Annotated in this window: 14 protein-coding genes; 5 read left to right on the plus strand and 9 right to left on the minus strand. The window is 67.5% G+C overall.

What is annotated here, in order from left to right:
- The first annotated feature begins 105 nt into the window (after window positions 1–105).
- Window positions 106–1437: a mechanosensitive ion channel family protein gene (locus AC5FRV_RS12520; RefSeq protein ID WP_493561428.1), complete on the plus strand. Its 1332-nt coding sequence runs from the start codon at window positions 106–108 to the stop codon at window positions 1435–1437.
- Here AC5FRV_RS12520 and AC5FRV_RS12525 read toward each other — a convergent pair.
- Both AC5FRV_RS12525 and AC5FRV_RS12530 read right to left on the minus strand, forming a co-directional pair.
- Window positions 1434–1751 (minus strand): hypothetical protein, encoded by a 318-nt coding sequence (locus AC5FRV_RS12525; RefSeq protein ID WP_493561429.1) that lies wholly within the window; start codon window positions 1749–1751, stop codon window positions 1434–1436. The two genes, AC5FRV_RS12520 and AC5FRV_RS12525, sit on opposite strands and share 4 nt — an antisense overlap.
- A 152-nt stretch (window positions 1752–1903) precedes the next feature.
- The gene (locus AC5FRV_RS12530; RefSeq protein ID WP_493561430.1) at window positions 1904–2788 is read right to left on the minus strand and encodes a homoserine kinase; all 885 of its coding nucleotides are present in this window, start codon (window positions 2786–2788) and stop codon (window positions 1904–1906) included.
- 184 nt (window positions 2789–2972) lie between these two features.
- Here AC5FRV_RS12530 and AC5FRV_RS12535 point away from each other — a divergent pair, with 184 nt between their 5' ends.
- The 4 genes from AC5FRV_RS12535 to AC5FRV_RS12550 all read left to right on the plus strand — a co-directional run bounded on the left by AC5FRV_RS12535 (window position 2973) and on the right by AC5FRV_RS12550 (window position 8987).
- Entirely contained in the window at window positions 2973–5144 is a 2172-nt protein-coding gene (locus AC5FRV_RS12535; RefSeq protein WP_493561431.1) for a sensor histidine kinase, read from the plus strand.
- A 69-nt stretch (window positions 5145–5213) separates the two neighbouring features.
- Window positions 5214–6065, plus strand: coding sequence for a hypothetical protein (locus tag AC5FRV_RS12540; protein ID WP_493561432.1), 852 nt, complete (start codon window positions 5214–5216; stop codon window positions 6063–6065).
- A gap of 122 nt (window positions 6066–6187) precedes the next feature.
- Window positions 6188–6895 carry a DNA repair and recombination protein RadB gene (gene radB / locus AC5FRV_RS12545; RefSeq protein ID WP_493561433.1) on the plus strand — a complete coding sequence of 236 codons (708 nt, stop codon included), beginning with the start codon at window positions 6188–6190 and terminating at the stop codon, window positions 6893–6895.
- A gap of 136 nt (window positions 6896–7031) precedes the next feature.
- The gene (locus AC5FRV_RS12550) at window positions 7032–8987 is read left to right on the plus strand and encodes a methyl-accepting chemotaxis protein (protein WP_493561434.1); all 1956 of its coding nucleotides are present in this window, start codon (window positions 7032–7034) and stop codon (window positions 8985–8987) included.
- Between the two features lie 186 nt (window positions 8988–9173).
- Here AC5FRV_RS12550 and AC5FRV_RS12555 read toward each other — a convergent pair whose 3' ends face one another.
- The 7 genes from AC5FRV_RS12555 to acs all read right to left on the minus strand — a co-directional run bounded on the left by AC5FRV_RS12555 (window position 9174) and on the right by acs (window position 17098).
- Window positions 9174–9854 (minus strand): thioredoxin domain-containing protein, encoded by a 681-nt coding sequence (locus tag AC5FRV_RS12555; RefSeq protein WP_493561435.1) that lies wholly within the window; start codon window positions 9852–9854, stop codon window positions 9174–9176.
- Between the two features lie 4 nt (window positions 9855–9858).
- Window positions 9859–10602: an ABC transporter ATP-binding protein gene (locus tag AC5FRV_RS12560; protein WP_493561436.1), complete on the minus strand. Its 744-nt coding sequence runs from the start codon at window positions 10600–10602 to the stop codon at window positions 9859–9861.
- The gene (locus AC5FRV_RS12565; RefSeq protein ID WP_493561437.1) at window positions 10599–11360 is read right to left on the minus strand and encodes an ABC transporter ATP-binding protein; all 762 of its coding nucleotides are present in this window, start codon (window positions 11358–11360) and stop codon (window positions 10599–10601) included. The genes AC5FRV_RS12560 and AC5FRV_RS12565 overlap by 4 nt, the downstream gene beginning before the upstream one ends.
- Window positions 11357–12484 (minus strand): branched-chain amino acid ABC transporter permease, encoded by a 1128-nt coding sequence (locus AC5FRV_RS12570; protein WP_493561438.1) that lies wholly within the window; start codon window positions 12482–12484, stop codon window positions 11357–11359. Before AC5FRV_RS12570 ends, AC5FRV_RS12565 begins: the two co-directional genes overlap by 4 nt.
- Window positions 12481–13470: a branched-chain amino acid ABC transporter permease gene (locus AC5FRV_RS12575; protein WP_493561439.1), complete on the minus strand. Its 990-nt coding sequence runs from the start codon at window positions 13468–13470 to the stop codon at window positions 12481–12483. Before AC5FRV_RS12575 ends, AC5FRV_RS12570 begins: the two co-directional genes overlap by 4 nt.
- Before the next feature lie 134 nt (window positions 13471–13604).
- Window positions 13605–14957: a substrate-binding protein gene (locus AC5FRV_RS12580; RefSeq protein WP_493561440.1), complete on the minus strand. Its 1353-nt coding sequence runs from the start codon at window positions 14955–14957 to the stop codon at window positions 13605–13607.
- A gap of 128 nt (window positions 14958–15085) precedes the next feature.
- Complete coding sequence (acs, locus tag AC5FRV_RS12585; protein WP_493561441.1) at window positions 15086–17098, minus strand: acetate--CoA ligase; 2013 nt, start codon at window positions 17096–17098, stop codon at window positions 15086–15088.
- Window positions 17099–17208 lie beyond the last annotated feature (110 nt).

Raw genomic sequence — 17208 nt, forward strand, 5'->3', positions numbered from 1 at the left:
GCGCTTAACGTGATGGTTCGGCGTCACGACGGTTGAGAACCGCCGGACGGCGTATCCTCGCAAACGAAGGTAACGCCCAAGTTCTCCGAGGCGAGAGTGAGGGGCATGCAAGCGACGGCGACGTCGAACGAGACGTCCGGTGGATCCGCGACGGAGACGCCGAGCCTGACGTCCGGTGAGTCCACGGCGGGGGACGGGCTCGTCGAGGTCGCCACGGGATTCCAGCGGTTCCTGGAGGGGCTCGTCGCGTCCGAGGGCCGCTTCGTCGCCAGCCTCGTGCTCGCGGGCGCGCTCGTCGTCGGCATCTTCGTTCTCCCCGCCGTCGCGGGTCGCGTTCGCTCGCTGCTCGCCGAGACGGGCCAGACCGACCGGGCCGTACGCGGGGTCGAACGAGCCAGTCGGTACGTCCCAACCAGTTTCGCCGAATTGCTCCTCCGGACCGCCCAGCTGACGGTGCTGGTCGCCGTCGTCACGGCGTTTCTCGTCGTCTGGGGGCTGGTCGACCTCTCGACGACGGCCGACGACCTGCGGACTGCTGTCGGACCCAACCTGTACGACGCCGTGAAGACGGTCCTGATCGTCGCCGTCGCCTTCGTCGCCTCTGACCAGTTGCAGCGGTTCATCGCGGAGGTCGCACGGCAGGTCGACGGGATGACCGAGCACCAGGAGGAGATACTCCTCCGCGTCGGCCAGGTGACGATTTTCGTCACGCTGGGGGCCACCATCCTCGCTGTGTGGGAGGTCAACGTCGGCGGTCTACTGGTCGGGGCGGGGTTCCTCGGCATCGTCGTCGGTTTCGCCGCGCGCCAGACGCTCGGCTCCCTCATCGCCGGTTTCGTCCTGATGTTCTCCCGGCCGTTTACCATCGGCGACTGGGTCGAGATCGGCGACAACCAGGGCGTCGTCACAGACATCACCATCTTCAACACGCGCCTCGAGAACTTCGACGGCGAGTTCGTCGTCATCCCCAACGACCAGGTGAGCGACCGCTCCATCACGAACCGGAGCCGCAAGGGACTGCTCCGACTCCGTACCGACGTGGGCGTCGACTACGAGGCGGACGTCGAGACGGCCAGAGCGGTCGCCCTCGACGCGATGGAGGACGTCGACGCCGTCGTGACCTCGCCCCAGCCCCAGGTCGTCCCGAAGGCGTTCGGTGATTCGGCCATCCTCCTCGAACTCCGCTACTGGATCGACCACCCCTCGCCGCCCCGGAAGTGGCGCGCCGTCTCGGCCGTCGTCACCGCTGTGAAGGCAGCCTTCGACGAAGAGGGGATCACGATTCCGTACCCCCAGCGGACCGTCTCGGGTCGGGACGCGACGGCCGCCGCCGAGGACGCGAACGGATCGCTCGCGGACGGCGAGGTCGACGGCGACGGTATCGACGCCAGCGTCGGGACCGTCGACGACCACCCCGTCAGGGAACCCGACGACTAGTCCGCCAGGCCGGAGACGACCAGTCCGGCGCCGACTAGCCACGCCCCGGCGAGCACTCCGAGCACCGCGACGTGGAGGAGCCAGCCGAGGCCGCCACCCATTGCGAGGGGGCCGGTGGTCGCCGCGACGGCGGAATCGAGTCCGGCGTTCATCGTCGGCGCGTCATCGATAACGAGAAGAAACGTGACGAGTGCGAGCGGCGCCGCCGTCAGGGCGACGACTGTGCCCGCCCGCGTCAGGAACCGACCGGCTGTCGCGAGGCTCGTCGGCCGCCCCCGAGCCCCCGCGTCGAACTCCGGCCGGATCCGTGGCATGACATCACGTAACACGCCGCTGGTGATAAGTGTCACTCACGGAGACGATGTGGTGGGGGAAGTGGAGTGCGAAGCGACGGAGAGTGCTTTCCGCCGAGTGTGAGCGAAGAGTGGTCCAGACCTGGAGAATCGATCCTCCGGGCGCAGTGGGCCTACGCCTCGTCGTAGATGGACGCGCCGTTGCCGATGCGCGTCTGGTACACCGTCGCGTCGGCGCCGGTGTCGTCGAAGGCGTCGAGCATCGCCGTGCCGATGGCGCGCTGGTCGCGCTCGTAACAGGCGGCGATGACCGCGGGGCCGGCACCGCTGATGGTCACGCCCGTCGCGCCGGCGTCGAAAGCGGCCTCGCGGACGGATTCGTAGCCGTCGATGAGTTTCGCGCGGGCGGGCGTGACGACGCTGTCCTCCATCCCCCGGCCCACGAGTTCGGGGTCGTCGCGGTGCATCCCGGTGGTCAGCGTCGCGGCGTTGCCGACGTTCTCGACCAGCTGGGAGACGCGGGCGCCGTCGGGGACGACTTCTCGGGCGTCCCGCGTCGAGACGACGATGTCGGGGAGACAGGCCACCAGCGGGATGTCCGCGGACACCTTCGTGACGCCGTCGGGCGTGGCGATGGTGAACCCGCCCATGATGGAGGGGGCGACGTTGTCGTCGTGGGCGTCACCGGAGACGACGGCCTCCCCCTTGGCGGCGATGGGGACCAGTTCCTCCCGTGAGTGGCCCCGGTCGTACAGCTGGTTCAGCGCGACGGCGGCCGCGGCCGCGCTGGCGGCCGAGGAGCCCAGGCCCGACGCCGGCCGGATACCCTTGTCTATCTGGATGTGCGCGGGGGCGTCCAGGGCCTCGGCGACGGCGCCGACGGTGTTCTTCTCGGGGTCCTCCGGGATGAACTGGCTCCCCGCACCCGTGACGTCGATGGTGGTCCGGTCGGCCTTCTCCACGCGAACGACGTCTGCCGGGCGCTCGAGGGCGACGCCGAACACGTCGAAGCCGCTCCCGAGATTGGCACTCGTCGCCGGCGCCCGGACGGTCAGCATACCTCGCAGTTTTCCCAGTGCCGGCAAAAAGGTAGCGGACCGTGGTGGTCCGCCGACGGCTCGGACCGTCGCGACGACAGGCTGGCCCGTTCGCCACCAGTGGTATCCTCGCCAGTCTCACACGTGAAAATTCGCCCGGAAGCACTAAGCCAGCGTCTGGCAATCAGGTGGTATACCGACTGCTATGGGTGCCCACACGCTGACACTCGTCGCCGCCGGGAGCCTCGCAGGCGCGTTCGTCGGCCTGGTGGTGGCCGCGATCGCCTGGAACAACCGCGAGCGCCCCGCAGCGACGCAGTTCGCCCTGCTCATGGTTGCCGTGGCCAGCTGGTGCGTCTTCGCCGCCGCCCAGATGGTCGCCCCGACGACGGCGGAGGCGTACCTGTTCGACCGGCTCGTCCGGGTCTCGTCGACGCACGTCCCCCCGCTCGCGCTCACGTTCGTCCTGGCCTACGGAGGCCTCGACGAGTGGCTCACGCCGAAGTGGCTCGCGCTCCTCTGGGCGTACCCTGTGATCTACACTCTCCTCTCGGTGACCGCCCCATTCCACGGGCTCGCGACCGGTCCGGCCGCCGTGACGTTCCAGACGGTCGCCGGCGTGACGGCGCCCGTCGTGCCGGTGGGTCCCGCCAAGGCCGTCCACCTCGCGTTCGCCTACGTCGTCATGGTGCTGGTGTACGTCGTCCTCTTTCGACTCCTCCACCGGACGCGGACGTCCCACCGGGGCCAGGCAGCGGCCGTCGTCGTCGGCTCGGTCGCCCCGTTCTTCGCGAACGTCGCGTTCTACACCGGCTTCCTGTCTCATCCGGGACTCGATCCCACGCCGATGACGTTCGTTCTCAGCGGCGGTATCATCGGCTGGGGGCTGTTCAGGCACAACTTCCTGTCCGTGACGCCGCTCGCCAGCGACGTGCTGATCGCCGGGCTGCCCGACCCGGTTCTCGTCCTCGACAGGGACGACCGGGTCGTCGACAGCAATCCCGCGGCGGCCGCGGCACTCGTCGGTGACGACGTCGAGGGCGAGTACGTCTCCGACGTCGCTCCCGGACTGATCCGCTCGCTCTCCGAGGAGGGCATCTACTCGGTCCCGACCGAGCACGCGACCGACGGGGGCCTCACGCGGTTCTACGACCCCCAGGTCGAGACCATCGACGACCAGCACGACACCGAGCGAGGCCGGCTCGTCGTCCTCCGGGACGTGACCGGCCAGCAGCGTCGGCAGGACCGCCTCGAGGCCCTCCAGGCGGCGACCCAGCGGTTCATCGCCGCGTCCACCGACGAAGAAATCGCGTCGCTGGCCGTCGACTTCCTCGAACAGGCCCTCGACCACCACGGCGCCGGGGTCTTCCTCGTCGACGACGCGGACTCGACGCTCCGACCGGCCGCGCTCACTGATACGACTGCCGGCTACTACGACGACGAGGACCTGACACTCGGCCCCGAGAGCGTCCCTTTCGAGGCCTACGAGACGGGGGAGCAGCGGGCCATCGTCGCCGACGACGACTCGCCCTTCACCGTCTTCACCTTCTTCCCGCTCGGTGACCACGGCGTCGTGGCCATCGCGTCGCGCGAGGAGTCCGGCTTCGCCAGCGACGACGAACAGTTCGCCGCCATCCTCGCGCGGACGACCCAGGTGGCGCTCTCGCAGGTCGAGCGCGAGGGGGCGCTCAGACAGAGCAGGGCCTCCGTCGAGCGCCGGAGCGAGCAGATAGAGTTCTTCAACGGCGTCCTCCGCCACACCATGCGAAACGCCCTGCTCGTGATCCAGGGCCGGGCCGACCACCTGCGCGACCACGTCGACGCCTCGGAGGAGTCCCACCTCGACGTCATCGAGCACTGGTGTGAGGACCTGTCGACGCTCAGCGACGAGATCAAAGCGCTCAACGACACCGTCACCGCGACGGAGAGCGAGCGCTTCGAGGCGGTCGACCTGACGGCGCTGCTGCGGTCGCGGGCCGAGCGGGTCGCACTGGAGTTCGAGTCCGTCGACGTCACACGCGACGTCGGCGACGACCTGGAGGTGCGGGCCAACGAACTCGCCGGCCGGGTCCTGGACACTGTGATCCGCAACGCCGTCGACCACAACGACGTGGCCGAACCGCGCGTAGAGATTTCGACGCAGCTGGCAGCCGACCGGGTCCAGGTCCGCGTCGCCGACAACGGGCCGGGGATGTCCGACGAGATGAAGGAGTCGGTCTTCGAGCGGGCCCTCGCGACGAACCAGACGGCGAGCGGCTTCGGTCTCTACTTCGTCTCCGTCGTGATGAACCTCTACGGCGGTACCGTCTGGTTCGAGGACAACGACCCTCGCGGGACCGTCGCCGTCCTGGAGTTCCAGTCCACCACGGCGGAGTGAGAGCGACGGCTGCGACCTCGTCTCGTCACGAGAACAACTGTTTTCTCACCCCCGGACCAAGCGCCTCACATGTCCCGTCTCGCCCTCCAGGTCGCGGACCCGACACCGGCCAGGCGATCGGACCCCGTGTTCGGCATCGCCGCGGGCCTCTACCTCGCCCTGCTACTCTCGCCAGCCGTCCTCCTCGCGGTGTCGGTCGCCGGCTGGAGCGACCCGGCGCTGCTGTACGGTACGTTCCTCGCGACGGGCGTCGGCGCGCTCGCACTGGCCGGCGTGGTTTTCAGCCGTCGCCCCGGGCTGGTTCCCTGGCTCGGATCGTCGAGGCTGGCGTGGCTCCCCGCCGTCCTGGGGGTGGTGGTTGCCGTCGGCTCGTTGGCCGCCTTCAACGCCCATCTACTCGGCGGCGGTCTCTCGGTCATCGGCGCCTTCCTCGGGCTGTTCGCGGCGCTCGGTGGACTCGCGCTCGGTGGGCTCGCCCGTTCGCGGTACGCGACCGCCGTCCTGGAGGACGTCGACGAGGAGACCACCGTCGAAGCGGGCTGGCCGACGCCCGCTCGAAACCGGCTGTACGCGGTCGCAGGCGTCCTGGCCGGCCTCTCGGCCATCGGGTGGATCGCCGGCGTCGTTGCGGGGTTCGACTGGCTCGTGACGCTCGGGCAGATGGGCTTTTCCCTCGGGCTCGTCACGTCGGTCCTCGGCCGCTCACGAACCTACCGCGTGACGTCCGCCGGGCTGGCCGTCGACGAGCCGCTCCGGACGCGACTGGTTCCGTGGTCTGCGTTCGAGGGCTGGGACCGGACCGACGACGCCATCGAAGTCCGTCGTCCCTGGCGGGTGGACGTTCGGCTGGCGACCGACGACCTGGCGGACCCCGACGCCGTCGCGGACGCGCTCGCTCGCCACCTCCCGGCACGGGCCTGATACTGCCGGCTGTCCGTTAGCAACGATACTCGGTCCCGCGTGGTGGCGAGTCCTTTCGAGCTGTTACAGCCGGCAGGATGAGCTTCGCCAGCGTTTAATCACCCGTTCCCTTACCCACTCCCGTGAGTACACACGTCCCGACCGGCTGTGAGGCCATCGACGAGCTGTTCGGCGGTGGCTTCGAACGGGGTGCGGTGACCCAGATATACGGGCCGCCCGCCTCGGGGAAGACCAACCTCGCGCTGAGCGCCGCCATCGAGGTGGCCGCGAGCGGCCGGTCGTCGCTGTACATCGACACCGAGGGGCTCTCCGCCGACCGGATGCAGCAGGTCGCCGGCGCCCGCGCCGAGCGGACCGACGACAGCATCGAGGACCTGGCCGGTCGCATCATCATCTCCGACGCGCTGGACTACGAACAGCAGGAACAGGCCGTCCAGGACGCGGCAGACCTGGCCGCCGAACTGGACCTGATCGTCCTCGACAGCGCGACGGGGTTCTACCGGCTGGAACGCACCGCCCAGGAGGAGGGCGAAGCGCTGCGCGACGTGGCCCGCCAGATTACCCACCTACTCTCGCTGGCCCGCAAACACGACCTGGCGGTCTGTTTCACGAACCAGGTGTTCTCCGACCCCGACGGCGACCGGAGCCGGGCCCTCGGTGGCCACACGCTGAATCACTGGTCGGGTGCGATAGTCCGGCTCGAACGGTTCCGCGGCGGGAACCGCCGGGCGACGCTGGAGAAACACCGCGCACAGCCGGCCGGCGAGAGTGCCCGCTTCCGCGTCACCGACGCGGGGCTCGAGGGCGTCGAGGACGGTCCTCGCCAGTGATCGACCGCCGCCGCTGACCGGGCCGTTCCCGTCTCCACGCGAGGGTTTCGCGGGCTCGGATTATCCCCATCGATAATGGCCGAGGTAGGTTTATCCCGGAGTATCATGATCGATGTGCCAATAGGTGTCACTACTGATGGCAGACCCACGCTTCACACGCGTACGCAGGTGGCTGGCGCGACGATGGGGGACCGGGGAGGCCCGATCACTCGCACCGGACGGCGGTGCCGTGGTCGACGCTCCCACCGCAGCCCACCTCGATACGATATCGAGGGGCTACGACCCGTCGCTCGAGGCGCTCGCGGCGCTCTACGGGTCGGCCGACGGGGCGGCCGTCGGCGATGCCCATCTGACCGATCTCTTCGAACTGGAGGATGCCGACGTCGCCGCGCTCGTCGACGACTACCGGGAGGCCGGCATCGACGCGTCGTCGTTCGTCGCCTCCCAGCGCGTCGCCAACGAGGCTATCGTCGGCGCCGTCTTCGACGAGCTACGGGAGCAACTCGACCCCGAAGCGCGGGCGGCGCTCGACGAGAGCGAGGCGACGCTGGTCGACGGCCTCGGCGCGTCGACGGACGTGTTCGCGGCCGGCGTCGGGGCCTACGACGCGGCGGGCGGCGGTGGTGACGAGGACGCGGCGACGGTCGGTGACTCGTCAGACGGCGACGGACTCGATTACCACCGGGTCCTCCACCACGTCGGGACGCCGCTGTTCGTCCTCGACCCGGACGGCGAGATTCTGAACTGGAACTCGCAGCTGGAAGACCTCACCGGTGTCTCCGAGGCAGCGGCCCAGTCCATGGAGATGGCGAGCATGGCCTTCTATCCCGACGGGCGGCGCGGACAGACGCTCGCGGACAAGGTGCTCGACGCGCCCGAGGCGACCGACACCGAGTACGACGTCCCGAGAGTCGAGGACGCCGACTTCACGCTGTACCGGGACACGAGCGTCATGGTCGACCCCGACGGCGAGGAGGTCCACATCTCCTTCTCGGCGGCGCCCATCTACGACGACGACGGCGCGTTGCTCGGCGTCGTGGAGATGGTCCAGGACCGGACCGACGACGCGCTCCGCCACGAGCAGACCGCCGCCCTCGTCACCGAACTCGAGGAGACGATGCACGACATCCAGAACGGGGACCTGTCGGCGCGGGCCTCCTTCGACAACGAAGGCGGCCACGTCGACGAGTCGCTGCTCGCCGTCGTCACCGAACTCAACGAGATGGCGAGTGCGCTCGAAGGTCTCATCGAGGGCGTCGACCGGAGCGCGAACTCGCTGGCCTCGGCGACCGACCAGTCGGCCGACGCCGCCCACGACGTCGAGGCGTACGTCACCGCCCAGAACGAGATCCTCTCGGAGGCCGCAAACGACGTCCAGGACGTCAGCGCGAGCATGGAGGAGATCGCGGCGACGTCGAGCGAGGTCGCCTCCGCGGCGACCCGGGCGCTGGACGCGGTCGACGACGGCGCCACCGCGAGCGAGGAAGCCCAGGCGGTGACCGACGAGCTGACGGCGACGAGCGACGACCTGGTCGACAGCGTCGGCGAACTGGCCGACCGGATGGACCAGGTCAACGAGATCATCGACATCATCGCGGACGTCGCCGAGCAGACCAACATGCTCGCGCTCAACGCCAACATCGAGGCCGCCCGCGCCGGCGAGAGCGGCAGCGGCTTCGCCGTCGTCGCCGAGGAGGTCAAGACGCTCGCCAACGAGACCAGCGAGTACACCGAGGAGATCTCCGGGAACATCGAAGCGATCCAGCAGCAGGCGACCGACACCGTCGACACGGTCGAGAAGTCCAACGAGCAGATCCTCCGCGCCGAGACGAAGATAACCGACGCGCTGGACGCCCTGGACGACATCTCCGCGGCGGTCGAGGAGGCCGCCTCCGGCATCAACGAGGTCGCCGACGCGAACGACAGCCAGGCCAGCGCCGTGGAGGGTATCACGACCACGATCGAGGAGGCCCGGAGCCACGCCGAGGACGCGGAGGCCGCCGCCGCCCAGATCGTCGACGCGACCGGCTCCCAGTCCCAGTCCGTCAGGGAACTCGTCGACAGCGTCGAGGAACTGTCGACCGACGACTGAGTCTCCGTCCTTCCGTTCTTCCGTCCTTCCGCCCTTCTCTTCTTCCTCGACTCGGTAGGCGCTCTCGCGTCGCGCTTCGCGTACGTACTCACTCACACACAGACAATTCTCAGCTGCGGTGACTCGCCGTCTGTCCAGAAATCGAACCGCGTGGCCGGTCGGTCGGGAGACGAACCCAGTACCGGCTCACTCGATGTCGTAGACGTCCGCGGCCCACTCCGCGAGCGTCTCGGGCTCCGTCCGCCCGGTCCGCACGTCGAGCATCTCACAGTCCTCGAACAGCACGACCGCGGGGGCTGCGTTGACCTCGTACTCCTTGCAGAACCCCGGGCACTGTTCGCCGTTGAGCCCGGCCACCCGGGCGTCGCCGGGGAACGCGGCCAGGACGTCGTCGAGTTCCTCCTTCATCGCGTCGCAGGGGGCACAGCCCCGCTTCCACACCGTCACGACGGCCCGGTTGTGCGTGGTGAGGAAGTCGCCGTAATACTCGTCGTCGAGTTCGACGAGGGCCTCGGGCACCGGCGACTGGGGACCGACCTCGGTGACGATGCTCGCCATCTCGGCGAGTTCCGCGACCGAGCAGTCCTCGAGCGTCGCGTAGAGCGTGAGGTACGTCGCGTACTCCTCACGCGTGACCTCGTGTCGTTCGACGTGTTCGGCGGCGGCCTCGGCAGAGTCGAAGCCGAACGTGTCCGCGACCGCCTGGTGGAACTCCGCCTCGGTGACGTCGAGGTAGGTGTCGTAGTAGACGTGGCGGTCCTGCTCGAAGTCGTCCGTGGTCGCCAGCTCCCCCGTCGCGTCGTCCTCGACGAGGACGCCTTTCGTGACGAGTACGTCGACGTAGCTGTCTACCTGGGCTTCGTTCACTGTGTTAGACCCCCAGGTACCGCTGGCGCGTCTCGTCGTCGTTTCGTAGCTCCTCGGCGGAGCCGCTGAACACGACCGCACCCTGGTCGACGACGTAACACCGGTCGGCGATCTGCATCGCCGCCGCGGCGTTCTGTTCGACGAGCAACACCGTCGTCCCGTCGTCGCGGATGCGTTCGATGGCGTCCTCGACGGTCTGGATGATCTGCGGCGCGAGCCCCTCGTAGGGTTCGTCCAGCATCAGCAGGTCGGTGCTCTGCTTGAGCGCCCGGGCGATAGCGAGCATCTGCTGTTCGCCGCCCGAGAGCGTGCCGGCCTGCTGACTGGCGCGCTCGCCGAGTCGCGGGAAGTCCTCGTACACCTCCTCGGTCGTCATGCCGGTGTGTTCGAAGTCGAGGTCCCGCCCCCAGGTGTTCGAGGGGTTCGAGACGACCTCGGCGAGGTGGAGGTTCTCCTCGACGGTGAGGTTGGCGAACACGCGCCGCTCCTCGGGGACGTGCGAGATGCCCAGCGCCGAGATGTCCTCGGTCGGCAGGTCCGTGATGTCCCGGCCCTTGTAGGTGACCGTGCCGTCGCGGACCGTCGGCGGGCGGGCGCCCGCGATGCTCCTGAGCGTCGTCGTCTTGCCCGCGCCGTTACGACCCAGCAACGCGCATATCTCGCCCTCCTCGACGTGCATCGACACGTCGCGGAGGATGTGACTCTCGCCGTAGTAGCTGTCGACGGCGTCGAGTTCGAGCAGGCTCACAGTTCGACACCTCCGAGGTACGCCTCCTGGACGTCGGGGTCGCCCTGGACCTCCTCGGGCGTCCCTCTGGCGATGATGTCACCCTGGTGTAACACGGCGATGCGGTCGGAGATGCTGAAGACGATCTCCATGTCGTGTTCGACCAGCAGGATGGTCAGCCCCATCTCCTCCTGGACTCGTTCGATCAGTTCGACCGTCTCCTGGGTCTCCTCCGGCGACATGCCGGCGGTCGGTTCGTCCATCAGGAGGAGCGACGGTTCGCTCGCGAGGGCGATACCGATCTCCAGGCGACGCTTGTCACCGTAGGGGAGGTCGGTCGCGGTGACGTCCTTCTGCGGGAGCAACTCCACCGCGTCGAGCACGTCGCGGGTCCGCTCGGCGACCTCCGGGTAGCTGTCCCGGTGCCGGAGGAAGTTGAACCGGAAGGCGCCGTGCTCGGCGCCCAGCGACGCGATGTTGGCGTTCTCCTCCACGGTGAGTTCCGGGAAGATAGAGGCCGTCTGGAACGACTTGCCGACGCCGCGCTGGACGACCTCGTGGGGTTCGAGGTCCGTTATCGACTCGCCCTCGAACAGGATGTCGCCGCTGGTCTCTTCGAGCATCCGCGTGATGAGGTTGATCAGCGTCGACTTGCCCGCGCCGTTGGGGCCGATCAGCGACAGCAACTCGCCCTCCTGTATCTGGAGGTTCACGTCGTCGGTGGCCGTGAGGCCGCCGAACTCCTTGACCAGGTCGCGCGTCTCGAGGATGGTACTCATTCGTCTTCACCTCCGAGTTCGTCTGCCACCTTCTCGCGTAGCCACGAGATTCCACCCCAGATGCCGTCGGGCATCGTGACGACGACGACGATGAAGACGACGCCGAGGATGAGGTGCCAGAAGTCGCCGATACCGGCCATGCCGCTGACGATGTTCGCGACGTACATGTACAGCCCGGCGCCGAATATCGCGCCGAACAGGGAGCCGGCGCCGCCGAGGACGGTGATGACGACGATGTCGCCGCTGACCGTCCACTGCAGCGTGTTCTCGATCGGCACGTACGAGCGCTGGATCGTGTAGAGGCTCCCCGCCACGCCGGCGAAGGCCCCCGAGATGATAAAGGACATGAGCTTGTATCGCCAGACGTTGAGACCGACGAACTCCGCGCGCTGTTCGTTCTCCCGGATCGCCCGGAGGACGACGCCGTACGGCGAGTTGAGGATGCGGTAGCCGACGACGACCGCGAGGACGAGCGCGGTGCCGGCGAAGACGTACATCCAGTTGCTGACGAACGCCGTCGGGACGAACGGCACCTGACTGCCCAGGTCGATGACGCCGAGCAGGTTCCCGACCTCGACGCCGGTGAACCCGTTCTCGCCGCCGGTGACGGTGGACAGCGGCGAGAGGAAGATGTAGTAGATCATCTGTCCGAACGCCAGCGTGAGGATGGCGAAGTAGATGCCGCCGCGGCGCAGCGAGATCCACCCGATGACCCAGGCGAGCACCACCGCGACGGTGGTCCCGGCGATGATCATCGCGATGGGGCTCCCGAACACTTCGGCGCTGAAGATGCCGGAGGCGTACGCCGCAGTGCCCCAGAACATCGCGTGGCCGAACGAGAGCAGCCCGGTGTACCCGAGTAGCAGGTCGTAGCCGATGGCGAAGATGGCCCAGATCAGCGTGAGCGTGATGAGGCTGTTGTACCACGTCAGGTCGCTCGGGAGACCGATCGCGTCCGGGACCGTCACCAGGACGAACGGTGCCAGGAGGACGCCGAGGATCGTCAACACGGCGACGGTGGACTCCTGTTCGCGGATCGCTGTCCAGCGCTCGTACAGCGACGGCGACTGTTCGCCGCGCTCGGCGCTCTCCGGTTCGGTCTGTGTCTGAACCTCGTCGCTCATGCGGCCACCTCCTCCTCACCGAGGAGGCCCTGTGGCCTGGTGAGCAACACGACGACCGCGAGCACGTAGATGCCGACCTGTGCCCACGGCGTCCAGTTGACGGTGATACCGAGCAGCGAGACGCTGCCAAGCGAGATGAGCGCCACCTGAACCATCCCGATGAGCGTCCCGCCGAGGACGGCGCCTCGAATCGATCCGACGCCGCCGATGACGACGGTCAGGAACGCCGGCACGAGGATCGACATCCCGATCTCGGGGTTGATGTTCGAGAGCGGCGCGCCGACGACGCCGGCGACTCCGGCGAGCGCGGCACCGATGCCGAACATGACGATGTAGGGCCGGGTGATCTTGATGCCCAGCAGGCGCACCATCTCCGGGTCGCGCGTGCCGGCTTTGACGACCAGTCCGAAGTCGGTGTACTCGACGATGGCGTACACCGCCAGGACGAGGATGGCCGTGATCACGATGACCCAGAGTCGCCAGAGACCGAGGCTCACGGCGGTGAACGGGATGTCGGTGGGTCCCGAGAGCGGGATCACACCCAGGGCCTCCGGGGGGATCACCAGTTTGTAACTGCGACCGCCCACGAGGGCGTGGAGCGCCTCCTGGACGACGATGGCGAGCCCGAACGTCACCAGGATCTGGTCCGTGTCGGGCCGGTCGTAGAACGGGCGCGCGACGTACCGCTCCATGGCGAGCCCGACGACGAAGACGAAGACGGGGACGAACACCAGGGCGGGCAGGAATCCCAGGTCGAGGCCGATGGTCTGGTATCCCCAGTCGGCCAGTTTCCCGTTCGAGACCGAGATCTCCTGGGCGATCAACAGCCCGGCGTACGCCCCGATGACGTACAGCGCACCGTGGGCGAAGTTGACGAACCGCAACGTCCCGAGAATGATCGACAGGCCGATGGCCAGCAGGACGTAGATAGCACCCTGCTGGAGTCCGTTGACCAGCAATACGATGATATCCCCGAGGATGTTCACGAGTCGATCACCTCGGAGGGAGCGAGACAGCCGCACCGTCTCCGTCGAATTCGATTGTCAGTAACAGGCATGGTAATGTGAGCCTCCGTCGATGAGGTATGTCAATGTAGGTAGTTCAGCAGACCGCCGACAGTTCACTCGTCTCCGTACTCTCCGAGTTCGCACTGCGACGCGGGTCCTTCGTCACAGCCGTAGCCGACGTCGTCGCGCGAGGTGATGTCGACGATCTCGAAGAACTGCCCGTCGCCCTGCTCGGACTCGGGGAGTCCGCGGACGACCGGGATCGCGCGCTGGGCCTGGTGGTCGCAGGCACGCATCGTCTCCTCACCCATCCCGATGTTGTCGTACTCGAATCCTTCGAGCTGCCGGATGACCTCCGGCGGGTAGAACGTTCCGGCGCGTTCGACCGCGGCGGCGTACTGGAGCGTGCCCGAGTACGCGAGCTGGGCCGGCCCGGACGGGACGCGGCCGTCGTACTCCTCGCCGAAGAATTCGGTGAAGGAGTTCGAGGGCTCGTTGTCGATCTGGGAGTCCCAGGCGATCGTGCCGTAGATACCGTTGATTGCGGAACTCGCGGCCTCCGCCATCGGCCGGTTGTACAGCGGCATGACGATCTCCATGTCCTCGTCGATACCGGCGTCGATGGCCTGGTTCAGCGAGTTCGCCCCGTCCAGCCCGTAGTGATTCAGGAACAGGACGTCGGCGCCCGAACTCTGGGCCTCCGAGAGGTACGAGGAGAAGTCGCTCGTGTCCAGCGGCGTCGCGACGCTGTTGACTTCTTCCCAGCCGGCCTCGCCGAAGAACTTCCGGATGGACTCCTCGACCGTCTTCCCCCAGGAGTAGTCCGCGTACAGCTGGTAGAACGACAGGTCGTCACCGTACTCCTCGGTGACGACGGGCGTCAGCGCCTGCCCAGTCATGTACGCGTTGAACATCTCCCGGAAACTGTAACGGACGCAGTCCTGTCCGGTCGTGTCGTTCGAGTGCGTGAGACAGCACGTGAACATCACGTTCTCGCGCTGGGCCACGCCCTGCTGGGCGATGGCGACCGCGCTCGAGGAACCGCCGGCGAACATGATCACGTCGTCGCGCTGGATCATTCGCGAGGCGGACTCGTCCGCGGTCGAGGCGTCCGTGGCGGTGTCACCCTCCACGTAGTCGATCTCGTAGTCGAGGACGCCGTCGCCCGAGAGGTCGTCCCAGTTGTCGACCCAGCCGCCGCCGTTGTTGAGGTGCTTGACGGCCAGTTCGTACGCTCGGAGCTCGTCTTCACCCTCAGAGGAGTACGGCCCCGATAGCGGGACGTTGAAGCCGAACGTCGCCGTGTCGCCCTCGATCGGGTAGTTCCCGAGCGCGGGGTATTCGTCGTCACCGTTGCCACCACCATCGCCGGAACAACCAGCTAGCCCAGCCAGTCCGAGTGCACCAGTCGCGCCGGCCTGTTTCAGCACAGAGCGTCGTGAGACGCTCTTGTCATCGCTTGACATACACAGTACCACCTGTCGAGTACCCTCATAATAGTTGGGTATAATTATTCCAAACGTACACGAACGGGTCGCGAAAATACGGCGTACGGTGGCCGATATACCGGAATAAAGGTCTCGACGGAGGCGGCTCAGTCCCCGCGCATCCGGTCGCGGATCTCCTCGGGGACGCTCGGATCCCGGAGCGTCGTGGTGTTTCCGAGTTCCTCGTCGTTGGAGATGTTCTCCAGCAGCCGGCGCATGATCTTGCCCGAGCGCGTCTTGGGCAGGTCGTCACAGAAGATGACGTTCGACGGCCGGGCGAACTTCCCGATCTCGTCCTCGACGGCCTCGACGATGCGGCCGCGGACCGCGTCGCTCTCCTCGACGCCGTCACGCAAGACCACGTAGACGTCGGGTACTTCGCCCTTCTCGGCGTCCTCGCGCGCGGCGACGGCGGCTTCGGCGACGTCCTCGACCTCGGCGACGGCGGACTCGAGTTCCATCGTTCCCAGGCGGTGGCCCGCGACGTTCATCACGTCGTCGAGCCGTCCGAGCACGCGGAAGTAGTCGTCCTGGCCGTGAACGGCGCCGTCGCCGGCCTTGTACACCCAGTCCTCGGGGTCGTCGGAGTCGGTGTCGGAGAAGTCCTGCCAGTACTCCTCGATGAACCGCTCGTCGTTCCCGTACACCGTCTGGAGCATGCCGGGCCAGGGGTCCTCGATGACGAGGTTGCCGGCCTGGCCGGACGCCGGTTCGATCGGTTCGCCGTCGTCGTCGTAGATGGCCGGACTGATGCCGGGCTGGGCCTTGCCGGCGCTGCCGGGCTTCATGTCGTCGAGAGCCGGCAGGTTCGTGATGAGGTGCCCGCCCGTCTCGGTCTGCCACCAGGTGTCGACGATGACGGCGTCCTCGTCGCCGATGTACTTGTAGTACCAGAGCCACGCTTCGGGCTGGATCGGTTCCCCGACGGTCGTCATGTGCCGGAAGTCGAAGTCGTAGTCCTGGACGTGTTGCTCGCCCCACTTCATGAACATCCGAACCGCCGTCGGTGACGTGTGGAAGATGTCCACGTCGTAGCGCTCGGCGATCTCCCAGATACGGCCCTTGTGCGGGTGGTCGGGCGTGTCCTCGTACATCACGCTCGTGGTCCCCAGCGACAGGGGCCCGTAGACGATGTAGCTGTGGCCCGTGATCCAGCCGATGTCGGCCGCACACCAGTAGGTGTCCTCGGGCTTGATATCGAGGACGTTCTTCGACGTCGCGGTGACGTAGGACATGTACCCGCCCGTGCGGTGCTGGCACCCCTTGGGCTGGCCAGTCGTCCCGGACGTGTACATGAGGAACAGCGGGTCCTCGGCGTCTCGGGAGACGGGTTCGACGCGTCGTCGCTCGTTGTTCTCCAGCAGTTCGTCGACCAGCACGTACGGGTCGTCACTGTCGATCTCGACGTCGTCTGCCGGTTCGTCGTGGCGCGTCCACAGTAGCACGGTGTCGGGGTCCGAGTCGGCCAGTTCGAGGGCCTCGTCGCACTTCTCCTTGTGGTTCAGGAACTCGCCGCGGCGGTAGTAGCCGTCGACGGTGACGACGACGTCCGACCCGGCGCTGTCGATGCGGTCCGCGAGCGCCTGCGCGGAGAAGCCGGCGAACACCTCGGAGTGAGGCGCGCCGATGCGCGCACACGAGAGCATCGTCACCGGCAGGGACGGCAACATCGGGAGGTGACAGGTGACGACGTCGTCCTCCTCGACGCCCACCTCTTTCAGCACCGCGGCCATCTCGTTGACCCGGTTGTACAGGTCCTGGTACGTGATGTGCTCGCGCTCCTCGGCGTCGGCCCCCTCCCAGATGAAGGCGGCCTGGTTCTTGCGCTCGTCGAGGTGCCGGTCGATGCAGTTGTAGGAGGCGTTCAGCTTCCCGCCCGTGAACCACTCGTAGAACGGCGGGTTCGAGTCGTCGAGCACCTCGTCCCAGTGCTCGTCCCACTCCAGGAGTTCGGCGTACTCCTCGAAACACTCCGGATAGTTCTCCTCGAAGCGTTCGTGGATGGAGGGGTCGGTGACGTTGGCCTGCCCGACGAACTGCGTCGGCGGCCGGAAGTACTCCTGCTCGGTCAGCCGGGCCTCCAGTTCGGCCTCGGCCTCGACGTCCGCGTCGTCACTCATGGCGGACCGCCTCCGTCCCCGCGTCGGATACGGCCACCCGGTCGGTCGCCCGATGATCACCCTCCACGTCTGCTGCGGCCCGTGTCGCGTAACCTGTTGGCATAGAACGT

Source organism: Halomicrobium sp. HArcel3, from assembly GCF_058933135.1.